At 48.5% G+C, this 18054-nt stretch carries 18 protein-coding genes and 1 tRNA gene; 7 read left to right on the top strand and 12 right to left on the bottom strand.

Annotated features, from left to right (window positions below):
• Positions 1 to 10: 10 nt before the first annotated feature.
• From Q4A14_RS05730 to Q4A14_RS05720, 3 genes are all read right to left on the bottom strand, one after another.
• Positions 11 to 250: an immunity 17 family protein gene (locus Q4A14_RS05730; RefSeq protein ID WP_303170588.1), complete on the bottom strand. Its 240-nt coding sequence runs from the start codon at positions 248 to 250 to the stop codon at positions 11 to 13.
• Between the two features lie 3 nt (positions 251 to 253).
• Positions 254 to 679 (bottom strand): tRNA (adenosine(37)-N6)-threonylcarbamoyltransferase complex ATPase subunit type 1 TsaE, encoded by a 426-nt coding sequence (gene tsaE, locus Q4A14_RS05725; protein WP_303170587.1) that lies wholly within the window; start codon positions 677 to 679, stop codon positions 254 to 256.
• Between the two features lie 260 nt (positions 680 to 939).
• Complete coding sequence (locus Q4A14_RS05720) at positions 940 to 2004, bottom strand: hypothetical protein (RefSeq protein ID WP_303170586.1); 1065 nt, start codon at positions 2002 to 2004, stop codon at positions 940 to 942.
• A gap of 465 nt (positions 2005 to 2469) precedes the next feature.
• On the opposite strand from Q4A14_RS05720, the gene Q4A14_RS05715 reads away from it, so the two are divergent.
• Genes Q4A14_RS05715 through Q4A14_RS05700 form a run of 4 tightly spaced genes read left to right on the top strand, consistent with a single transcriptional unit; the run spans position 2470 to position 6828 of the window.
• Entirely contained in the window at positions 2470 to 3636 is a 1167-nt protein-coding gene (locus Q4A14_RS05715; protein WP_303170584.1) for an ABC transporter substrate-binding protein, read from the top strand.
• The gene (locus Q4A14_RS05710; RefSeq protein WP_303170596.1) at positions 3633 to 4664 is read left to right on the top strand and encodes an iron ABC transporter permease; all 1032 of its coding nucleotides are present in this window, start codon (positions 3633 to 3635) and stop codon (positions 4662 to 4664) included. Before Q4A14_RS05715 ends, Q4A14_RS05710 begins: the two co-directional genes overlap by 4 nt.
• Complete coding sequence (locus tag Q4A14_RS05705; protein ID WP_303170582.1) at positions 4661 to 5668, top strand: ABC transporter ATP-binding protein; 1008 nt, start codon at positions 4661 to 4663, stop codon at positions 5666 to 5668. The genes Q4A14_RS05710 and Q4A14_RS05705 overlap by 4 nt, the downstream gene beginning before the upstream one ends.
• Entirely contained in the window at positions 5665 to 6828 is a 1164-nt protein-coding gene (locus Q4A14_RS05700; RefSeq protein ID WP_303170581.1) for an adenosylcobinamide amidohydrolase, read from the top strand. Before Q4A14_RS05705 ends, Q4A14_RS05700 begins: the two co-directional genes overlap by 4 nt.
• Positions 6829 to 7123: 295 nt before the next feature.
• Here Q4A14_RS05700 and Q4A14_RS05695 read toward each other — a convergent pair whose 3' ends face one another.
• Complete coding sequence (locus tag Q4A14_RS05695) at positions 7124 to 7678, bottom strand: hypothetical protein (RefSeq protein WP_303170579.1); 555 nt, start codon at positions 7676 to 7678, stop codon at positions 7124 to 7126.
• Between the two features lie 320 nt (positions 7679 to 7998).
• Here Q4A14_RS05695 and Q4A14_RS05690 point away from each other — a divergent pair, with 320 nt between their 5' ends.
• From Q4A14_RS05690 to nhaD, 3 genes are all read left to right on the top strand, one after another.
• Positions 7999 to 8268 (top strand): DNA-binding protein, encoded by a 270-nt coding sequence (locus Q4A14_RS05690; protein ID WP_303170578.1) that lies wholly within the window; start codon positions 7999 to 8001, stop codon positions 8266 to 8268.
• A gap of 246 nt (positions 8269 to 8514) precedes the next feature.
• Positions 8515 to 9129 carry a flavodoxin family protein gene (locus tag Q4A14_RS05685; protein WP_303170577.1) on the top strand — a complete coding sequence of 205 codons (615 nt, stop codon included), beginning with the start codon at positions 8515 to 8517 and terminating at the stop codon, positions 9127 to 9129.
• Between the two features lie 195 nt (positions 9130 to 9324).
• The gene (gene nhaD, locus Q4A14_RS05680; RefSeq protein WP_303170576.1) at positions 9325 to 10674 is read left to right on the top strand and encodes a sodium:proton antiporter NhaD; all 1350 of its coding nucleotides are present in this window, start codon (positions 9325 to 9327) and stop codon (positions 10672 to 10674) included.
• Between the two features lie 123 nt (positions 10675 to 10797).
• On the opposite strand, the gene Q4A14_RS05675 is transcribed toward nhaD, so the two are convergent.
• The 8 genes from Q4A14_RS05675 to Q4A14_RS05640 all read right to left on the bottom strand — a co-directional run bounded on the left by Q4A14_RS05675 (position 10798) and on the right by Q4A14_RS05640 (position 17939).
• Complete coding sequence (locus Q4A14_RS05675; RefSeq protein ID WP_303170575.1) at positions 10798 to 11178, bottom strand: RidA family protein; 381 nt, start codon at positions 11176 to 11178, stop codon at positions 10798 to 10800.
• Between the two features lie 69 nt (positions 11179 to 11247).
• Positions 11248 to 11985 carry a 23S rRNA (guanosine(2251)-2'-O)-methyltransferase RlmB gene (gene rlmB, locus Q4A14_RS05670; RefSeq protein WP_303170573.1) on the bottom strand — a complete coding sequence of 246 codons (738 nt, stop codon included), beginning with the start codon at positions 11983 to 11985 and terminating at the stop codon, positions 11248 to 11250.
• Positions 11986 to 12000: 15 nt separating this feature from the next.
• Positions 12001 to 13665 (bottom strand): DNA repair protein RecN, encoded by a 1665-nt coding sequence (locus Q4A14_RS05665; RefSeq protein ID WP_303170572.1) that lies wholly within the window; start codon positions 13663 to 13665, stop codon positions 12001 to 12003.
• A 4-nt stretch (positions 13666 to 13669) separates the two neighbouring features.
• The gene (locus tag Q4A14_RS05660) at positions 13670 to 14569 is read right to left on the bottom strand and encodes a DUF4835 family protein (RefSeq protein WP_303170571.1); all 900 of its coding nucleotides are present in this window, start codon (positions 14567 to 14569) and stop codon (positions 13670 to 13672) included.
• On the bottom strand, positions 14553 to 15764 hold the full coding sequence (gene coaBC, locus Q4A14_RS05655; protein ID WP_303170570.1) for a bifunctional phosphopantothenoylcysteine decarboxylase/phosphopantothenate--cysteine ligase CoaBC: 1212 nt from the start codon (positions 15762 to 15764) through the stop codon (positions 14553 to 14555). The genes Q4A14_RS05660 and coaBC overlap by 17 nt, the downstream gene beginning before the upstream one ends.
• A 19-nt stretch (positions 15765 to 15783) precedes the next feature.
• Positions 15784 to 16578: a 3'-5' exonuclease gene (locus tag Q4A14_RS05650; protein WP_303170568.1), complete on the bottom strand. Its 795-nt coding sequence runs from the start codon at positions 16576 to 16578 to the stop codon at positions 15784 to 15786.
• A gap of 21 nt (positions 16579 to 16599) precedes the next feature.
• Positions 16600 to 17724, bottom strand: coding sequence for a DNA polymerase III subunit beta (gene dnaN, locus Q4A14_RS05645; RefSeq protein WP_303170566.1), 1125 nt, complete (start codon positions 17722 to 17724; stop codon positions 16600 to 16602).
• A 141-nt stretch (positions 17725 to 17865) separates the two neighbouring features.
• Positions 17866 to 17939, bottom strand: a tRNA-Asn gene (locus Q4A14_RS05640).
• Positions 17940 to 18054 lie beyond the last annotated feature (115 nt).

Raw genomic sequence — 18054 nt, 5'->3', positions numbered from 1 at the left:
CACTGTTTGTTTATCTCCGCATGAGCTGCTCCGGATCTATGAGTCCATAGATACCACAACCGATGAGCAACAAGCCCAATATGACATAAAATATCCTCGCCCCCACCATCCCAAATGTTCCTCTGAAATAACGAGTCCCCTGGGATGAAAAGAACCACTTGCTACCCGTCGCACCTGCAACAAAGGCTATAACACCGGGGATGATAAACATCACGACCAAAACGATACGCACCAAAGCAGCGGCAGACATGGCTCAGACTTTACGGACAGTGAGACGGCGTGTCCGATCATCGACGATCTCGATCTTGAGAGAAAGAGCATCATCGGGGAGGAGAGAGGCAATCACCTCCGGCCACTCGACAAAGCAATAGGAGCCACTGTCGAGATACTCCTCCGCACCTATGTTGTACGCATCAGCGAGAGTCTCAAAGCGGTAACAATCGAAGTGATATATCTCCCCATTGGGACTCCGGTAAACATTGATGATAGCAAACGTCGGGCTTGATGTAGTTTCCTCTACCCCCAAGGCATGGCACAACTCCTTGATAAGGGTCGTCTTGCCTGCCCCCATCGGGGCATCAAAAGCCCAGATCCTGCTCTCACCATACTTTTTGAGCAGAGACGTCGCCAGATCAGGGAGTTCGCCTTCTGTGTAAGTTATAGTTTCGATATCTTTCATCCTCATACTGTTTGGAAGTACTAAGTTAACTCATTAGCCCGACCGACACAAGAATAAAGCAAAGAAAATCCCCATTTTCGACTGCATCTCTGAAAGTCGATACACAAAGCCCTGTCACCATCCCATAGGACAATGACAGGGCTAAGTATGAAGAGAGACATAATTTCACTTTCGTGAAGGCTGAGATGCCCTTTCAAGTGGGCACCCGGGCCCTATTCTTTTTTTTGGTGAAGAGGTGGCATACCTCCTCAGTAAGGATACTAATCTTCGAGTTTGAAGAGGTTCAAAGCCATTACTTTTCGTCCGCCCTCGATATCATCAAAGCCACGACTTCTCAGGGTATACACGACTCCTTCTTTCACGTTCTTGAAGAAAAGAGTGTATTCTTTGCCGTATTTCTGGACTTCCATAAACTCAAAACCTTCCCTTTTGAGGAGAGCAAGTATTTCCCTTGTAGGAATGTCTATGTCGTGTGAAGCATCTTTGTAGTAGCCCAGAGCCGGATCGGTATAGATCATGATCATCTCATGATGCCAACCGGCCTGCTGATCGCTCAGATCCTCATCCCAGTCAAAGAAATGACCCCTTATGATCATGGGAGCATCACCGGCTTTTGCCTTGAATTTGGCATACCTCACTTTGTCTTTGTATTTTCCATATCCCACTTTCTTTTCTTCCTGAAGTGTGGCATCAAGCACATTCTCCTCCGCTAATTTGACTTCAGGATACTTGTACGTTGTTTTTTTGAAACTCTTGTACCACTGCCTGTCTAATGCGTTGATCGTTGGCATCGGCTTAGGCTGCGTCTCATACTGCTCATATTTGAACTCCCACTCTTCGCCTTTCTTCTTTGCATCAACATGGAAAAGTCCATCTTTTTCTCTCGCAAGACCCGATGAGAACATCCGGACAAGGACATGATCTTCACTGAAGTCTTTCTCTTTAAGAAGTGCTTTGAGATCCTCTTGTGCAGCATCCGTTGTGACCTTCTGGATAGCTCTTGAGAGCCTTTTGTCTTTATAATAGATCTCATACCGAGTCGCCTTGACGTCCTTATCGGTATACTCAAAAACATAAACATGATGAACCCTACCACGGGACGGATCTGCAGGTGTCTTCTGGATCAGGCGACCTCCTCTGGCCTCCTCTGCTTCCTTAAGCTTTTCCATATCAACAGCATGGACAAGGACAGGAAGGAAAAGCGATTTATCAGAAGGCGGATCATAAGGATCATCCGGCCGAGAATCATTATCCTTACAAGAGACCATCAACCCCATACTCAGGGCAAGCAACCAAATAAAGTTCTGAATAATTTTTGTTTTCATAGCTGTAAAGTTTTTTTGTTGTACTCTCCCGGTTCAAGAAGCCCATGATGATATTATACTTGCCTTTTCTCTCCTGACCGAAAAAAGAATAAGAGCCCCCTCCCCAAATGTGATTTCTCATGCTTGACGTCCGCAATGTATCTTTTTTCCGACAAAAAAACAAGAAACCACCACAAAAGACTTCCTAAAATGGCTATAAAAGTCTCAAAAGCGCACACCTAAAAACAAAATGCGCAACCCCTATCTAAAAAAACGACACCTTCAATACCGATGTACCTGCCTTTTTTGATCCTTAGATTACGATTTAAACTCTCCAAGATGGCAACGGACGGAGATATGGTGATGAGTTTCAGCTCACCACATTTCATTCATGAAAAAAATAAATTATCTTTGCGCTGTAAGTCCGACATATATAAAAATCTATTTACTAATAGATTACGCAACAAATCGGGCTTCCCTCGGAATATGAAAAAATTTTTGACATTGCTCATATTTATCACCCTCACCTTGGCATCCTGTATCGGAGGGAAGGGACGTCATACAGAGCTATCGGAAGCGACCGCAAGAGACAGTATAGACTCAGCCTTTGGAGTGGAAGTGACCTATGCCAAAGGCTTTGAGGTCAACAACCACGTAGGATACAAGGAAGTGGTACTGTTCAGACCGGATAGCCGAGATACCCTGGCTCTGTACATAATGCATGAGAGGGGCAAGCATCCTGCCGGAGAGCATTCGCCGAGAGCGAGATTTATCTCTGTTCCCATCCGGACATTAGGCTGTCTATCGACCACAGAGATAGGCGCCATAGCAGCTTTGGATCTCCGTGATATCCTCGTAGCTGCCGGAGATCTGCGCAACATCAGTGATCAGAGTCTCCGTGCCAAGGCCGATCGTGGCGAAATCACGGAAATATCCCGAGGCATGGGACGCAATGTCGAACAGATCATCGCCTCTCACCCCGAAGTTCTCCTGCAAAGCATCGTAGACACAACGGACAAAGATGAGGACATCATCGCATCAGGCATAGAGATAGTACTCTTCAACAATTGGAAAGAGACAGACTTGCTTGGGAGGGCGGAGTGGCTCAAAATCATCGGTATACTCTGTTGTCAAAACGCAAAGTCTGACTCTCTCTTCAGACACATAGAGAAGGAATATATTGAAGCCAAAGCCCTTGTACCACATGATGAAGACTACATAGCTGTGATGTACGGACATGACTACAAAGGAGCTTGGTACGTACCGGGCGAGTACTCTTACGTCACATCCATGCTTGAGGATGCCCGTGTACGGTTTGAATACATACCGGGGCAAGTATCCGGCGAACCCAAGAGCTTTGAACACATCTTCACCCGACACCACAAGGCAAAGATCTGGCTCAACATGATGGCAACGGACATCTCTACGGTCAAGGACTTTGTCGGGATCAATGAGCGCTATGCACACTTCGATGCGGTCAAAGACGGAGAGGTATGGGTCGATCGCAAGCGTGTCAATGAACAAGGAGGCAACGACATCTGGGAAAGCGGAGTGTACAACCCCCATCTCCTCCTCAAGGACATCATCAAGATAACGAGACCTCATCTCCTGCCCGACTACGACACCTCTTATTGGCTGCAACTCCGGCGATGAGATACCGTACCGTCATACTATTTGCCCTGATCTCTCTGGGCATTGTCACGACCTTCGTTTTGGATCTGATGTGGGGAGCTGTCACCATCCCTGCCGATGAGGTCATAGATGCTCTCGTGGGCAATGGAGGAGACCATGTGCACTCCTATGTGGTGACCAACTTCCGCCTGCCCAAAGCCCTCACGGCACTTATAGCAGGAGCAGGGATAGCCACGGCAGGGTTGCAGATGCAAAGCCTCTTCCGCAATCCTCTCGCAGACACATCCATCCTGGGGATCAACAGTGGAGCAGGTGTGGGCGTTGCGATCTATACGATGGCATACACACTGTTTCCAAGCCTTTTCATGGCAGGGATCACCAACACATGGGGGACCATCATCTCTGCCTGCATCGGAGCATTGGGTGTACTACTCCTCATCTCCCTTGCAGCAAGCCGACTGCGAGACATTGTTTCGGTGCTTATTGTGGGTGTCATGGTTGGCTTTTTAGCAAGTTCTGTCATCTCCATCCTACAGTTTTTCAGTGACGAAGAGAGTCTCAAGACCTATCTCTTGTGGTCGTTCGGCAGTGTGGCGGGGACAACATGGAAACAACTTGGACTCATGATACCCATTGTCAGTGTGGGGCTTGTCATATCCTTGTTCATGCCCAAACAGATGAATGCCCTGAATCTCGGAGAAAACTATGCCCGCTCCGTGGGAACCGATGTCCGCACCGTGCGCATCCTCCTCATAGGCATCACCGGTATCATTACAGGATGTATCACAGCCTTTGTCGGTCCGATAGCCTTTCTCGGCATGGCTGTTCCCCACTTTGTGCGCATCGTGTTTCGCACTGCCGATCACAAAATACTGATCCCGGGCACGATGCTTTCCGGAACACTGTTGCTACTCATCTGTGACATCCTCACCCAAGTACCGGGACGTCAATTTATCCTCCCGATCAATGCCATTACCTCTATCATAGGTGCACCCGTCGTGATCCTTGTGATCATGGGCAACCGCAGCAAACGCCAAATCTTCGGATGATGCAAGAAAGGGACACAAATATACAGCTCAACGCGCTCAGCACCGGCTACAACCGCCGACATGGGGCTTATGTCGTATCCAAAGATCTGAATCTGTCTATCCCCTCCTCTCAGGTCGTCATGCTCATGGGGCCCAATGGCAGTGGCAAGTCCACTCTGATGCACACGATAGCCGGACTCCTTCCCCCTCTCGGTGGGGAGGTCTTGATACAAGGACACAGTCTCAACCATCTCTCGATGAAAGAGATCGCCAATCTCCTCAGCCTTGTCCTCACCGAAAAGATCATACCCGGCAACATGACGGTATCCGATATAGTCACGGTGGGCAGATACCCCTATACCAACTATATCGGGACACTAAGTTCTCAAGACAAGGAACTCATCCATGAGGCTATACACGAGTGCAGACTCCAAGGTATGGAGCGCCGTCTCTATGCCGAGCTCAGTGATGGTGAACGCCAAAGGGTCATGATAGCAAGGGCTCTGACTCAGGCGACCCCGCTGATCCTCCTTGACGAACCAACCGCACACCTCGATCTCCCCTCACGGCTCGAAGTCATCATGATGCTCCGACGCCTTGCCCACCAAAAACACAAGAGCATACTGATCTCCACCCACGAGATGGATCTCGCCATCAACTGGGCAGATACGATATGGCTCATGGATAGGGATGGGAAGATCACTGCAGGAGCACCGGAGGATATTGTGTTGGGCGGACACTTTGAGAGGGTCTTTGGGACCCCGACACTTGAGTATGATGCCGAGAGAGGCGAATTTTCTGTCCGCCCCGAGATGATCCGCACGGTCAGTATCACAGGCCAAGGGCTCAGATACACATGGACAAAAAGGGCTCTGCAAAGGGTTGGTTTTTCGGAAACCACACCTGCACAGGGCACTCCGCACATTGAGGTTACTCCCGACCATTGGACGCTGCTGGTCAATGGCACCATCTCTTCTCACCACGATATAGCTTCTCTCCTGAATACGCTCAAAAACTCACTATGACTCCTATCTCCCACTTTGACACCTCCAAAGTCGTCTTCCGCACACCTATGGGCGATCCCGTATATTATCACAAGGACGGCATGATCGTAGCCTTTGAGGGCAAAAGAGCTGTCACCGGTACGTGCAACCTCAACGGAGGTTTCCGCACCGATCTCCGCTACCTTTTCAACCATAGTTGTGGACGCCACCCCTTGGTATTAAAAAAGGAATGTCCCGGACTCCAAGGTTTTGATATTGTGGAGCACTACGCCTTCCTTGCCCGAGAACTGGATCTCCCTCCGGAAGTATCTACGGGGATGAGCACCTCTGCCCTTATCGAAAATGGCAGTACCGCGACGATGAGTTACCATGGTGTGGAAGTCATGACGATAGCCACTGCAGGCATAGATGTCAATGGAGGTCGGGCGGGAGATAAAGCCGCCTATGATGAGTTTGAGGAAAAAGACCTGCTCCCTCCGGCAGGAACAATCAATATATTTGTGTTCATCAACGCACACCTCGATCCGGGTGCCATGTCTCGTGCCATCGTCACAGCAACAGAAGCCAAGGCAAGCATCCTTCAAGAGCTGATGGCATGCAGTCGCTACTCCGAGGACATAGCCACGGGATCGGGGACGGATGGTGTGATCATCGTATCGAATGAAGAAAGCCCCATACACCTGCACTATACGGGCAAACACGTACTTGTGGGTGAAATGATCGGACAGACGGTGCGTCGATCCATCGCCCAAGCCCTTGCCAACCAGACCGGTATGACGCCCCAAAGACAAGCCTCCATCGAATGGCAGGGCAAGCGCTACGACATCACCGCAGAGAGAATACTCCGCTACTACAGACATATCTATCCCGATATGGAGATAGGAGACAAGAAAACTCAGGAAACCCTTGAGACAATGATAAAAGCGCACGAAATACTCTCCCCCGTCGTCGGTATCATACACCTCATCGACCAGCACCGCTGGGGCATACTACTCTTTGAGCACGTCTTGGATACAGCTCAATCAATGCTGGACACCCTCCTCTCACGACACGGACTGCCCCCTATCGATCTCCAACGTAAGCGCACCCACAAAACATCAAAACCACCCTATCAAAGCCTCATCTCAGACATCTGTCTCACCCTCGCTCACCTCCTGCACAAAAGACTGCAAAACGGATGAGTGCAAAACTATATGAAGAAGCCCGATGGTTGATCTCCATCGGGCCTCTTTGTACAGTCCGTATATATTCATTGATAGATTCCCCACCGTCCTACTCCATTCACCCTCCGATAGGAGCCCGGAGAACAAAGAATGTACCTCTCTCCGAAACGATGTGTCTAACCTCTCAAATCAAGTTGTCTAACTTGATGAATGAAGTTGTCTAACTTGATACACGAAGTTAGACAACTTTTTTGCCTCCCCCGGAAGGTTTCGCATCATACTCAAACAGAAGAAGTTCGTCTCCCACCTCTCATCAGGGCAATATGGTGTAATCTTTGGCTACGATATGATAAAATGAGAGGTAATCCTTACCACTCTCTTCGGTGCGCTTCGCAATCTTTTCTCGGAAAGCCGCGATGCGGTCTTCGACCGTGATCGCAGTCTCGCCCCTTGATTGGCGATCGGCACTGCATCCTCCCAAAGGATCGGAATGCCCTTGGCTTTGTCTCTCGCGCAGGCGGGCTTCCCACCTCTGCAAGAAGTTTTCATCGATGCGTTGCTCACGGAGGATACCCCTGACACAGAGTTTCTTGCCGGTACAATTGACATGGTCAAAACCTCCTATCTCACCGGCTTCGATGCGCAACACCTGACGACGCTCTGATCCTCTCAAAAAGACCTTGCGCCCGGCATGGCGGCAGGCATGAGTACAGAGTCCGTGTACAGAGATCTCGGTATCGTTGAGTGTCTCCACATCGCCGAGGACGGTATCGACATCCTTGGTGAGTCCTTCGGCATAAGCAATAGAAAGAGGCATATCGGGATCAAGGACGGTGAGTGTTGCAACAGGTGAAGAGATTGTTTCCATAGTCAGTCTTATCCTTTTTTAGTAAGTGAAGTTTTTGGTACTGAAAGGACATAAACACTTAATATCCTTTCGTTTGCAAAAATAGGCAGGATTATCGATGCCTACAATGACAACAAATAGGCATTATTTTTGCCATTTTTCGCAACCTTCTCACGATATATGGGTACGTGAGAGAAGGAAAAGTCGGGGCATCTCAATTTACCGATTTATTTCATTAGAAAATTTGTTTATTCGAAATAAAATACCTAAGTTAGGGCTGCTGTATAAAGCAATAAAAATTAAAGTACTACAATGTATCACCTTAATAAATACTTCTTGCTATGACAAAGACATTAACATTCAACGAATTGAGAAGAATCAAAGACTCTCTGCCTGATGGTGCATCTCAACGCATTGCCGATGAGCTCGGCATCAGTGTGGAAACCGTACGTAACTATTTTGGTGGTCACAACTTCAAGGATGGTCGCAGTGCAGGTATCAATATCCAGCCCGGTCCTGATGGTGGTATCGTCGAACTCAATGACTCCACTATCCTCGACAAGGCAAGAGAAATCCTCGCAGAGCACGAAGCGAGCCACCCTGAAGCCTAAGCAGGAAATACGTTCGTCCTGAGACAGACTTCGGGCTGCAACGACGGGACAAGAGAGGCATGTCGCAGTTGTCAAAACTGAAAGGCATGCTTCTCCTTTTTTATTCGTGACATGACGCTCACCATTCGCAGTGATTTTTATCACAAAAGTCTGAAATGAGAGTCATTTGGTACAATATTCTCACGACTGTTAGGGATACTTGTAGTAACTTTGAACCCAAACTCATCTATAAATACTTACAGAACAATGAATGTCTTACTCATCAATGGTAGTGCACGCACCAAAGGGAATACCTTTACTGCCCTGTCGGTCGTTGCAGAAGTATTGGAAAGCGAAGGGATAAGCACCCATATCATGCAGATAGGGTCCAAACCGGTACAAGGTTGTACGGGATGTGGGCGTTGCAAGACCATCGGGCGCTGTGTCTTCGAGGATGATCTGTACAACGAAGCTCGGGAACGTATGCTGGCTGCGGATGCCCTCATCGTGGGCTCTCCGACGTATTTTGCCGGACCTAACGGAAGTCTCACGGCTCTGCTGTCTCGACTCCTGTACTCCAACAGAGATGCTGTGTCATACAAACCGGCTGCCGCAGTGGTGGTCGCGAGGAGAGGAGGAGCAACGACAGCGTTTGACAGTCTCAACAGGTTCTTCATGGCTTGCAATATGCCCATTGTGTCGTCTCAATACTGGAACATCATCCATGGAGAGACTCCGGGTGAGGTCCTCCAAGATCCTGAAGGGTTGCAGACCTTGAGGGTGCTTGGGCGCAATATGTCATGGATGATCAAAGGGATCAAGGAGGCAGATCGCCCGATACCGGAAGCCGAACCGAAAGTGCGTACCAACTTCGTGAGATGACTCCTCTGTAAGGATCAACATCGGGTGTGCCGTCAGGGGCAAGGCGTGAGACTCCCGCCACCTCCTCCGAGCATCCCCGAGGCTCTATGCGACATAGAGAACGACAAAGACAAGTCAAAGTGTAAGGAAAGAAAAATTTACTTGTAATTCGTCGTAAGACGATAGGCTTTACCACACAAATACCCACATAGCAGTATGTTTGAGATCCTATTCATCGGACTCTTCATCCTCGGCTATCTCATGATAGCAATGGAGCATCCTCTAAAGATCAACAAAACCGCGACAGCCCTCGTCATGGGGACAGGACTGTGGGTGCTGTACAGGTATGCCCTGCCTGCATTTGAGGCGGGAATATCTCCCGAGGTCATCGTACCGACTGTCGAAAGCCAACTCATGGAGACTGTCGGGGAGATAGGAGAGACAATACTCCTGCTCCTCGGTGCGATGACGATAGTACAGGTGGTGGACTTCCACGGGGGATTTAGTTATGTCGCGGATGTCATCACAACACGCGACAAGCGGAAACTGCTGTGGGCCATAGCCGGCTTTACGTTTGTCCTCTCGGCCGTCCTCGACAACATGACCACCACGATCGTCATGATCATGATCCTAAGGCGCATCGTCGGAGACAGAGACTTGCGACTTTTCTATGCAGGGATGACAGTCATTGCTGCCAATGAGGGCGGAGCGTTTTCACCTATCGGAGACGTCACCACGATCATGCTTTGGGTCAATGGCAATGTCACTGCAGGCTCCATAGTACCTATGCTGCTCATCCCGAGTATAGTATCGATACTACTGCCTCTACTCATCGCTACACCGTTCTTACATGGAGAGGTCACCCCTCCTGAAGATACTTTGGTCTCTGCAGAAGAGGAGGAACTGGCAGAACTACAACACCGCATGACGGGAAGAGAAAAACTTATCATACTGGCTCTCGGAGTGAGCGTGCTACTCCTCACACCGGTATTCAAGGCAGTGACACACCTCCCGCCATTCCTTGCCATGCTCGGAGGCCTTGGGGTGATATGGGGCTATACCGACATCTTCTATCGACGCAAGAGAAAGTACATCAAGGAAGGACTCATGCGTCACGTCAGCCTCGTTGTACAGACAGTAGACATATCGACACTACTCTTTTTCTTTGGTATCCTTATGTCTGTCAAGACTTTAGAACTTACAGGCATCCTTAGTTCGCTCGCTACGCATCTCGAAGTGCTCGGTCTCGAAGTGCAGAGCTTCCTCATAGGCGCAGCATCATCCCTCGTGGACAACGTCCCTCTCGTGGCAGCATCAATGGGGATGTACAAGATAGACCCGGCTTCGACACAACTCTGCGTCGATGGCGAGTTTTGGAACCTCATTGCCTTCTGTGCAGGTACCGGAGGTAGCCTCCTCATCATAGGCTCCGCAGCAGGTGTCATCATGATGGGATTGGAAAAAGTCTCGTTTGCATGGTACATGCGCCGCATCACCCCCCTCGCCGTACTTGGCTACATCGCGGGCTTCGCCATCCTCATCCTCCAAACCGCTTTGATGTCATAAAGGGATGTGGAGATGATATAAGCCTCTCATATTGTCGAAAAAGGAGTCCTCAAAATAATAAATAAAAAAAGGCGACACTCTTACGAGTGCCGCCTTTTTAGATATGGTATGTAACTCTGCTTATTACTTGCAAGCGATGACTTCGATCTCTACAAGACCATTCTTTGGAAGAGTCTTGACAGCAACTGCACTACGTGCCGGGAAAGGAGCTGTGAAGTACTTGCCGTAGATCTCGTTGACCTTTGCGAAGTCTCCCATGTCTGCAAGGAATACTGTAGCCTTGATGACATCGCAGAAATCAAGCCCGGCTTCAGTAAGAAGCGCCTTGATGTTAGCAAAAACTTGTTCGCACTGAGCTTCTACACAAGTATCGCTGACAAAGTTTCCTGTCTTTGGGTCGATACCGAGTTGGCCTGAGAAGAAGTACATATTACCGGCCTTAACGCCTTGTGAGTATGGACCGATTGCTGCAGGAGCATTTGAAGTGTTGATGATTTCTTTCATGATGTTGTTAGTTTTTAGAATGTGATTAAGTTATAGTTATTTTTTTATGAGTCAAGTAAGATGGTTGTCTTAGCCTCTACGTTGCTTGATGGCCTCATAGATAAGGACTCCGGCAGCCACAGAGACATTGAGCGAACCTATATCTCCGTAAAGAGGGATGCGTACAAGCTGATCACATTTAGTGAGAGAAGCTGTCGAGAGACCTGTATCTTCTGCGCCGAGGATGAGAGCAAGAGGGCCTTGATATTCACCATCGTAATGGACATCGGCAGCTTTTTCAGTTGCACCGACAAGGCGGACACCCGAATCTTTGAGATAACCTATAGCTCCCTCGATGGAACGCTCGCGACAAACAGGGATACGAGAAAGTGCCCCTGCCGAAGTCTTGATGGCATCTCCCGTAACAGAAACAGAGTTTTGCTCAAAGATCACAATAGCATCGACACCTGTACACTCACAAGTACGAGCTATGGCTCCGAAGTTGCGCACGTCAGTCACACCATCAAGGATAACTATAAAGGGATCTCTGCCTGCTTCGTACAACGCAGGGATAACCTCATCGAGTTGATAGTAAGTCGTGGCAGCCTTGTAAGCAATGACACCCTGGTGATTTTTACGTGTGAGGCGATTGAGCTTCTCGACCGGGACACGGCGAATGGGGATGCGGCGAGAACCGAGAGCTTCCATAAGTTCGTTCATGAGTGCACTGTTGGACTCACGTTTGACAAAGATCTTATCGATATCTTCGCCTGCCTGCAAAGCCTCTATGACGGCTCTGATGCCAAATATCATTTCATTATCTTTCATATCTTTCTTATCATTCTATTTGTTGAGCAATAGGGCTTTAGCATTATCCATAGCCGCGGTGGTGACGTCTGCTCCCGAAAGCATGGAAGCAATCTCACGCACCCGACTTTCGCCGACAACCTCTTCGATCGTAGTTACGAAGGTAGTATCTTCTTCGCGTTTGGACACCACATATTGGTGATCAGAAAGGGCAGCTATCTGGGGAAGGTGAGTAATGGTAAGCACCTGAAGGCTATGACTAAGCGTCCGCATGACTTTTCCCAGCTTACCTGCAACCTCTCCACTCACACCGGTATCTATCTCATCAAAGATGACGGTAGGAAGTACGGCACGGGAAGCAAGAATCGTCTTGAGGGCAAGCATGAACCTGGAGATCTCTCCCCCTGAAGCGATTTCTCGGATGGGTCGGAGTGATGTTTGCTTGTTTGTGGCAAAAAGGAAAGAGACCTTATCAGCTCCGTTGGACGTCAAGTCTTCGGTAGGTAATAACTCAATGCTAAATGTCGCACCGGCTATACCAAGTTCCTTGATGAGTTTATCGATCTCAGGAAGTAATGTTGCCGAAACGGACTGACGCTTTGTTGTAAGTTCGGCAGCAAGCTTTTTTGCCTTGACAAGAGCTGTAGCCGCGTCTTTTTCAAGTTGTTCAAGAAATCCATCAGCATCGTCTATTCTTTGGATAAAAGACTCATACCCATCTCGGAGGGCTATGAGTTCGCTCGTCGTTTTCAGGTTGTGTTTGAAAAGGAGAGACTGCAGTAAGTCAGCACGCTGCTCGAGAGCTTCGATCTCATTACTATCGATAGAAAGGCTATCCACAGCATCGGCAGACTGAGCCGAAAGATCCGAAAGTTCGATACGCAACGCCTCAAGTCGCTCAGCCATCTCAGCAGCGGGCAAATAGCTATCTCTTACCTTGTTGAGGCGCTTCACTGTCATTGCTATCTCATCAAGAGGAGACTCACTCTCCCCCCTCTCAGAAAGACCCGAGAGGGTGTGCAGAGCATCGGTAATCTCTTGCGAATTGTGAGCTATTGCCAGACGCTCTTCGAGATCTTCCATCTCATCAGGAAGGATGTGAGCATCGGCAAGCTGTTGATACTGAAACTGTATGTAGTCTACTTCCTTGCGTTGCTGATCTATGCGTTGTCGCTCTTCTTCGAGGTGCTTTTGAGAAGTTTTGTAGAGATTATATACCTGCTTGTACTCTGACAACAAAGCATGAGTACCCGCCAAAGTATCCACGACAAACATCTGATACTTAGGATCACCGATGAGCATATTGTGATGCTGAGAGTGTATATCTATCAGATAACCTCCCACCTCCTTCATAACGTTGGCAGTGACGGGGGTGTCATTGACGAAAGCACGACTTTTTCCTGCGGAAGTTACCTCTCTACGGAGCGTACAAGTGTCACCGACATCAAGGTCATTTTCCTCAAACAACTTCAGCAGAGCCTCATTTTGAATCATTGAGCAAGATATCTCGACAATAGCCTTTGCCGCTCCTTCGCGCACAGCCTTGCTATCGGCACGACTGCCCGAGACAAGCCCGATAGCTCCGATAAGGATAGACTTTCCCGCCCCGGTCTCACCGGTAATGGAAAGAAATCCGGGTTGTAACTCGAGAGACAACTCCTCAATGAGTACAAAGTCCTTGATGTATATATGTTGTATCATTTATTTACTGTTGATATGTAGGAAAGAGACGAGCCAATCTCAGAGCAATCGCCCTTGTCTTAGGCGACTCTTCTATCCCAAGATAATGTCGGATCTCTGCCAACTTGGTATCTGCAAAGAGCGAAAGCAAAGGATGAGCAGGTTCCTCATCTTTGACCTTTTCCAAAAGATCGAGGGTCAAAGACAAAGCCTCTATATACATTTCTTTGTCTCGAGACAACTGATCTATCCCCTTGCGATGGTAGATGAAGTAGCCTTCCCTAAATAGCCCACATGCTTGTTCTTTAAGTCGAGGGATCAATTCTTCCGGCCGGATGCCGCTTGAGGCATGATCTATCGAGAAGGTCTGCTTGTAAAATTCCGTGCCATGAGCCGAAAGGTATTCCACAAACGGTGTCCCTCCCTGATCGCCAAAACTATCATAGTACATCCATGCTCCGACGAGGAGATGGTAGTAGATATGCCTCAAAAAAGGATCTTCGGGCAGGCCTGCAACCTGCTGGAGAGATATACTATATGGATCAAACTCAAAGGTAAGCCCCCTCTCTCCGGTCTGTATGACAAGACTGCGTTCCCTGCGTTCGTATATCGGGCGAAGCATGCGCAACGTCACATCAGCTATATACTGAGGACCCTCTGCGGAAATAATATTAAGTGTAAGTTCGCAATCGATGGGCAGAGATGGTGCAGGACAATCTATTTTTGGAGAAAACGATTTCATGAGGTCTGATAACCGTTGTTTGATCTTGTCGAAATGAAGAGCTGACTGTCCCCCCACTGTATTTGTCGTGACCCTCACATAGGGAGAAAAGAACTGCGCAATCCCTACCATTCGTGTAGATAAAAGCAAAAACACGAGAAATATCAGCTTGCGCATCATGTACTTATTACGCCAAAAGGTCATGAGCGATGATTGAAGAAAGTATATCCTTTGCGACTTCTTTTTTACTTTTCAAGGGATATTCCTCAAAACTGCCGTCGGCTGAAAAGATGGTTATCTTGTTGGTTTCCGTACCAAATCCTGCCCCTTTGTCAGCCAAGCTGTTGAGGACAATCATATCGAGTCCCTTTCGATGCATCTTTGCAAGCACTTGTTCGGGCGTAGCATCCGTTTCAAGAGCAAAGCCTACGAGATGCTGATGCTCTTTCTTGATACCTCCGAGTGTAGCTGCTATGTCCGGATTAGGCTCGAGATGGAGTGTCATCGCGCCGGTCTCTTCACGCTTGATCTTGGAGTCCGCCATTGTAGCAGGACGATAGTCCGCAACTGCGGCACACAGTATCCCAAGGTCGTACGAGTCTGCATGCTTGAGACAGGCATCACGCATCTCTATCGCACTCTCAACTTTGATGATATCGATATTCTGACCTTGAGGGAGTTGATGCACAGGACCTGTGACAAATACGACCGTCGCACCGGCTGCAGCACAAGCCTCAGCAAGAGCCAACCCCATCTTCCCTGTCGAATAATTGCCCACAAAACGCACAGGATCTATCTTCTCGTACGTAGGACCTGAAGTGATCAACACCTTCTTTCCGGCAAGAGGTCTATCCTCCTTGAAGTACTCCTCGAGGACAGCCACAATTTCCTCCGGCTCTGCCATGCGCCCTTTCCCGATGAGATGAGACGCAAGTTCACCCTCACCGGGTTCGATGACAAGATTTCCTCTACGGAGGAGGATATCCAACGACTCATGTGTCGATGGGTGTGCAAACATATCAAGATCCATCGCAGGTGCGACAAATACCGTTGCACGACACGACAAGTACAACGTGATGAGGATATTGTCTGCTATACCATGAGCCATCTTGCCCAGTGTTGCAGCCGTGGCAGGAGCCACAATCATGGCATCAGCCCACAGGCCGAGATCCACATGACTGTTCCATGAGCCCGAACGCTCATTAAAAAACTCACTGATGACATCCTTTCCCGTAAGGGTCGAAAGAGTCAAAGGCGTGATAAACTCCTTGGCTGCGGGAGTCATGACCACTTGGACACGAGCTCCGGCCTTGATAAGAAGACGCGCAAGCACCGCAGACTTGTATGCTGCGATACTTCCCGTGATTCCCAAGACTATATTTTTATCTTTTAGAGACATATTTTCTTTGTGACAGCACTTATCTCTTGTTCTGATCCATACGCATCTTTATCTTCATGAACTCCATCTGAGTATCACGCGCAAAGTCGCTCTTCATGATCCAGTCGTAGTAGGTAGGCTCTTCTCTCAGTACGACCTCCGCAAGTTTACCCTTGTGCTTACCGAAGTTGATCACCTCCTGCCCATGTTCATTATATATAAGGCGACCGGCAAAGTCCACAATCTTGTGATACGACGTGTATTCGTCAAGTGCCTGCACATCGTTGGGAAGATCGGCATACCTGCCCAACTGCCCACGCAACACCTCATAAGTCGCACGAGTATCCGCAGCCGCGGTGTGCGCTTCGGTCAAGTCCTTATCACAGTAAAACTTATATGCGGCAGACAGAGTCCGTTGCTCTCTCTTATGGAAGATGACCTGAACATCGATAATCCTGCGCGTCTTGAAGTCCACGGGAACACCCGCACGGAGGAACTCCTCCACGAGCAATGGGACATCAAACTTATTGCAGTTGTACCCTCCAATGTCCGCACCTTCAAAAAATCCGGCAATCTCCCTCGCCACCTGTTCAAACCTCGGCGCATCCGCCACCTTTTCGTCAGTGATGCCATGTACAGCGCTGCTGGATGGAGGTATGTGCATCCCCGGATGGATGAGAGAGTAGTACTCCTCTTCGCTACCATCAGGCAAGACCTTGAGCATAGAGATCTCTACAACCCTATCCTTTGCAGCATCCACCCCGGTGGTCTCGAGGTCAAAAAAGACTATCGGACGATCGAGATTGAGGAGTGGAGCTATTGTATTGTCAGTCATTATGTGTTTGATATTTATTTTTTAGCTCATCAAAGGCATGACAAGAGAGGTTATTTCCTCACCATCCTCCACTTCAAATGGAGAGAGGAGTCCCGGAGTAGCCTTATCTCCGAGCTTGAATGATATCTTTTCGCTGTTGAGATAGTTGAGGATCTCCATGAGTTGGGTCGAACGGAACGATACCAACTGAGGATTGCCCGTATATGAGATAGGCACCTGTTCCTCCGCTGCCGTTGAGAAGTCCGTATCGTTCCCCTTGAGGTGCAGACGATCTGCCGAGATATCAAAACTGATAAGGTTGAACGCCTGATTGGTAAACATCGAAACTCTCCTCAAGGCAGACAAGAACTGCACACGGTCGGCGATGATCTCATTTTGGTTAAACTTAGGGATAACCGCCAAGTAGTTAGGATACTTACCCTCGATGAGACGACACACCATATCCACGTTTTCAGTCTTTATGACTGCATGAGTACCATAGATCTTGAGATCAAGAGGCGCAGTCTCTTCCTTATGAAGGAAAGCTCTCAAGAGGAGAGCAGGCTTCTTTTGGAACGTGAAAGTAGTATCAAGTCCGAGCTTGACATTATTGTTTTTGTACATCGAGAGGAGGAATCCGTCCGTCCCCACAAAAGTAATGTGGTCAGGCTTCACATCAAAGTGAATACCGGTCGTGATAGGACGAGCATCTTCGGGGCTCGTAGCATTGATAGTATAGCCGATTCCCGCAAGGAAGATATTTTGAGGGATAGATATCGTGACCGGCTCTTCTTTTAGCTCTGCAACAGCAGGATAAGTCTCCCCACTCTGAGCCTTGAAACTGAACGTACCATTCTGATACTTCACAGTCACAAGCATAGTCTCCTCATCCACAGTCATCGAGATGGTCTGTCCCGAGATCTCTTTGAGTGGCTCGAGGAGCATCTTGTTCTTTATGGCTATACTCATCTGCCCGCCATCGGTATCATCGAGTTCGAGACGAGTGACGAGACGTGTTTCTCCGTCCGAAGCTGTCAGCACAAGCTGTTCGCCCTTCAGCTCGAAAAGAACACTATCCAAAATGGGCACAGAGTTTTTCTGTACGATTACCTTACTGATCTGCAATAGATGTGCGTACAAACTGTCGCTGGAGATTCTAAACTTCATAATTATATAGTGCTTAATATTTCGCTACAGATGATCATATTTAATTGGTAAATATACAAAAAATCCAAAAGAGGATACCCGACACCAAAGCGAAAAAAAGAAGTGGGCCCCACAAAAAACTGTAAGACCCACTGTGAGATGCTCTTCCTCTTGGACTTGAACCAAGGACCCTCTGATTAACAGTCAGATGCTCTAACCGACTGAGCTAAGGAAGAATGTATCTCCAAAGAAATATATGTTGTTTGTGCACTTGGCTGAGGTGGCACGGAACCCCATTGCTCTTCCTCTTGGACTTGAACCAAGGACCCTCTGATTAACAGTCAGATGCTC

The organism is Porphyromonas sp. (assembly GCF_030529325.1).
GTDB lineage: Bacteria > Bacteroidota > Bacteroidia > Bacteroidales > Porphyromonadaceae > Porphyromonas_A.
Note: the sequence above shows the minus strand (reverse complement) of the source record. Positions and strands in the feature narration are given on the sequence as shown.

Bases quoted from the DNA above. Each gene is read 5' to 3' on its own strand.
- Q4A14_RS05730 (WP_303170588.1), bottom strand. From the start codon at position 250: ATGTCTGCCGCTGCTTTGGTGCGTATCGTTTTGGTCGTGATGTTTATC.
- tsaE (WP_303170587.1), bottom strand. From the start codon at position 679: ATGAAAGATATCGAAACTATAACTTACACAGAAGGCGAACTCCCTGAT.
- Q4A14_RS05720 (WP_303170586.1), bottom strand. From the start codon at position 2,004: ATGAAAACAAAAATTATTCAGAACTTTATTTGGTTGCTTGCCCTGAGT.
- Q4A14_RS05715 (WP_303170584.1), top strand. From the start codon at position 2,470: ATGAAAAAATTTTTGACATTGCTCATATTTATCACCCTCACCTTGGCA.
- Q4A14_RS05710 (WP_303170596.1), top strand. From the start codon at position 3,633: ATGAGATACCGTACCGTCATACTATTTGCCCTGATCTCTCTGGGCATT.
- Q4A14_RS05705 (WP_303170582.1), top strand. From the start codon at position 4,661: ATGATGCAAGAAAGGGACACAAATATACAGCTCAACGCGCTCAGCACC.
- Q4A14_RS05700 (WP_303170581.1), top strand. From the start codon at position 5,665: ATGACTCCTATCTCCCACTTTGACACCTCCAAAGTCGTCTTCCGCACA.
- Q4A14_RS05695 (WP_303170579.1), bottom strand. From the start codon at position 7,678: ATGGAAACAATCTCTTCACCTGTTGCAACACTCACCGTCCTTGATCCC.
- Q4A14_RS05690 (WP_303170578.1), top strand. From the start codon at position 7,999: ATGACAAAGACATTAACATTCAACGAATTGAGAAGAATCAAAGACTCT.
- Q4A14_RS05685 (WP_303170577.1), top strand. From the start codon at position 8,515: ATGAATGTCTTACTCATCAATGGTAGTGCACGCACCAAAGGGAATACC.
- nhaD (WP_303170576.1), top strand. From the start codon at position 9,325: ATGTTTGAGATCCTATTCATCGGACTCTTCATCCTCGGCTATCTCATG.
- Q4A14_RS05675 (WP_303170575.1), bottom strand. From the start codon at position 11,178: ATGAAAGAAATCATCAACACTTCAAATGCTCCTGCAGCAATCGGTCCA.
- rlmB (WP_303170573.1), bottom strand. From the start codon at position 11,985: ATGAAAGATAATGAAATGATATTTGGCATCAGAGCCGTCATAGAGGCT.
- Q4A14_RS05665 (WP_303170572.1), bottom strand. From the start codon at position 13,665: ATGATACAACATATATACATCAAGGACTTTGTACTCATTGAGGAGTTG.
- Q4A14_RS05660 (WP_303170571.1), bottom strand. From the start codon at position 14,569: ATGACCTTTTGGCGTAATAAGTACATGATGCGCAAGCTGATATTTCTC.
- coaBC (WP_303170570.1), bottom strand. From the start codon at position 15,764: ATGTCTCTAAAAGATAAAAATATAGTCTTGGGAATCACGGGAAGTATC.
- Q4A14_RS05650 (WP_303170568.1), bottom strand. From the start codon at position 16,578: ATGACTGACAATACAATAGCTCCACTCCTCAATCTCGATCGTCCGATA.
- dnaN (WP_303170566.1), bottom strand. From the start codon at position 17,724: ATGAAGTTTAGAATCTCCAGCGACAGTTTGTACGCACATCTATTGCAG.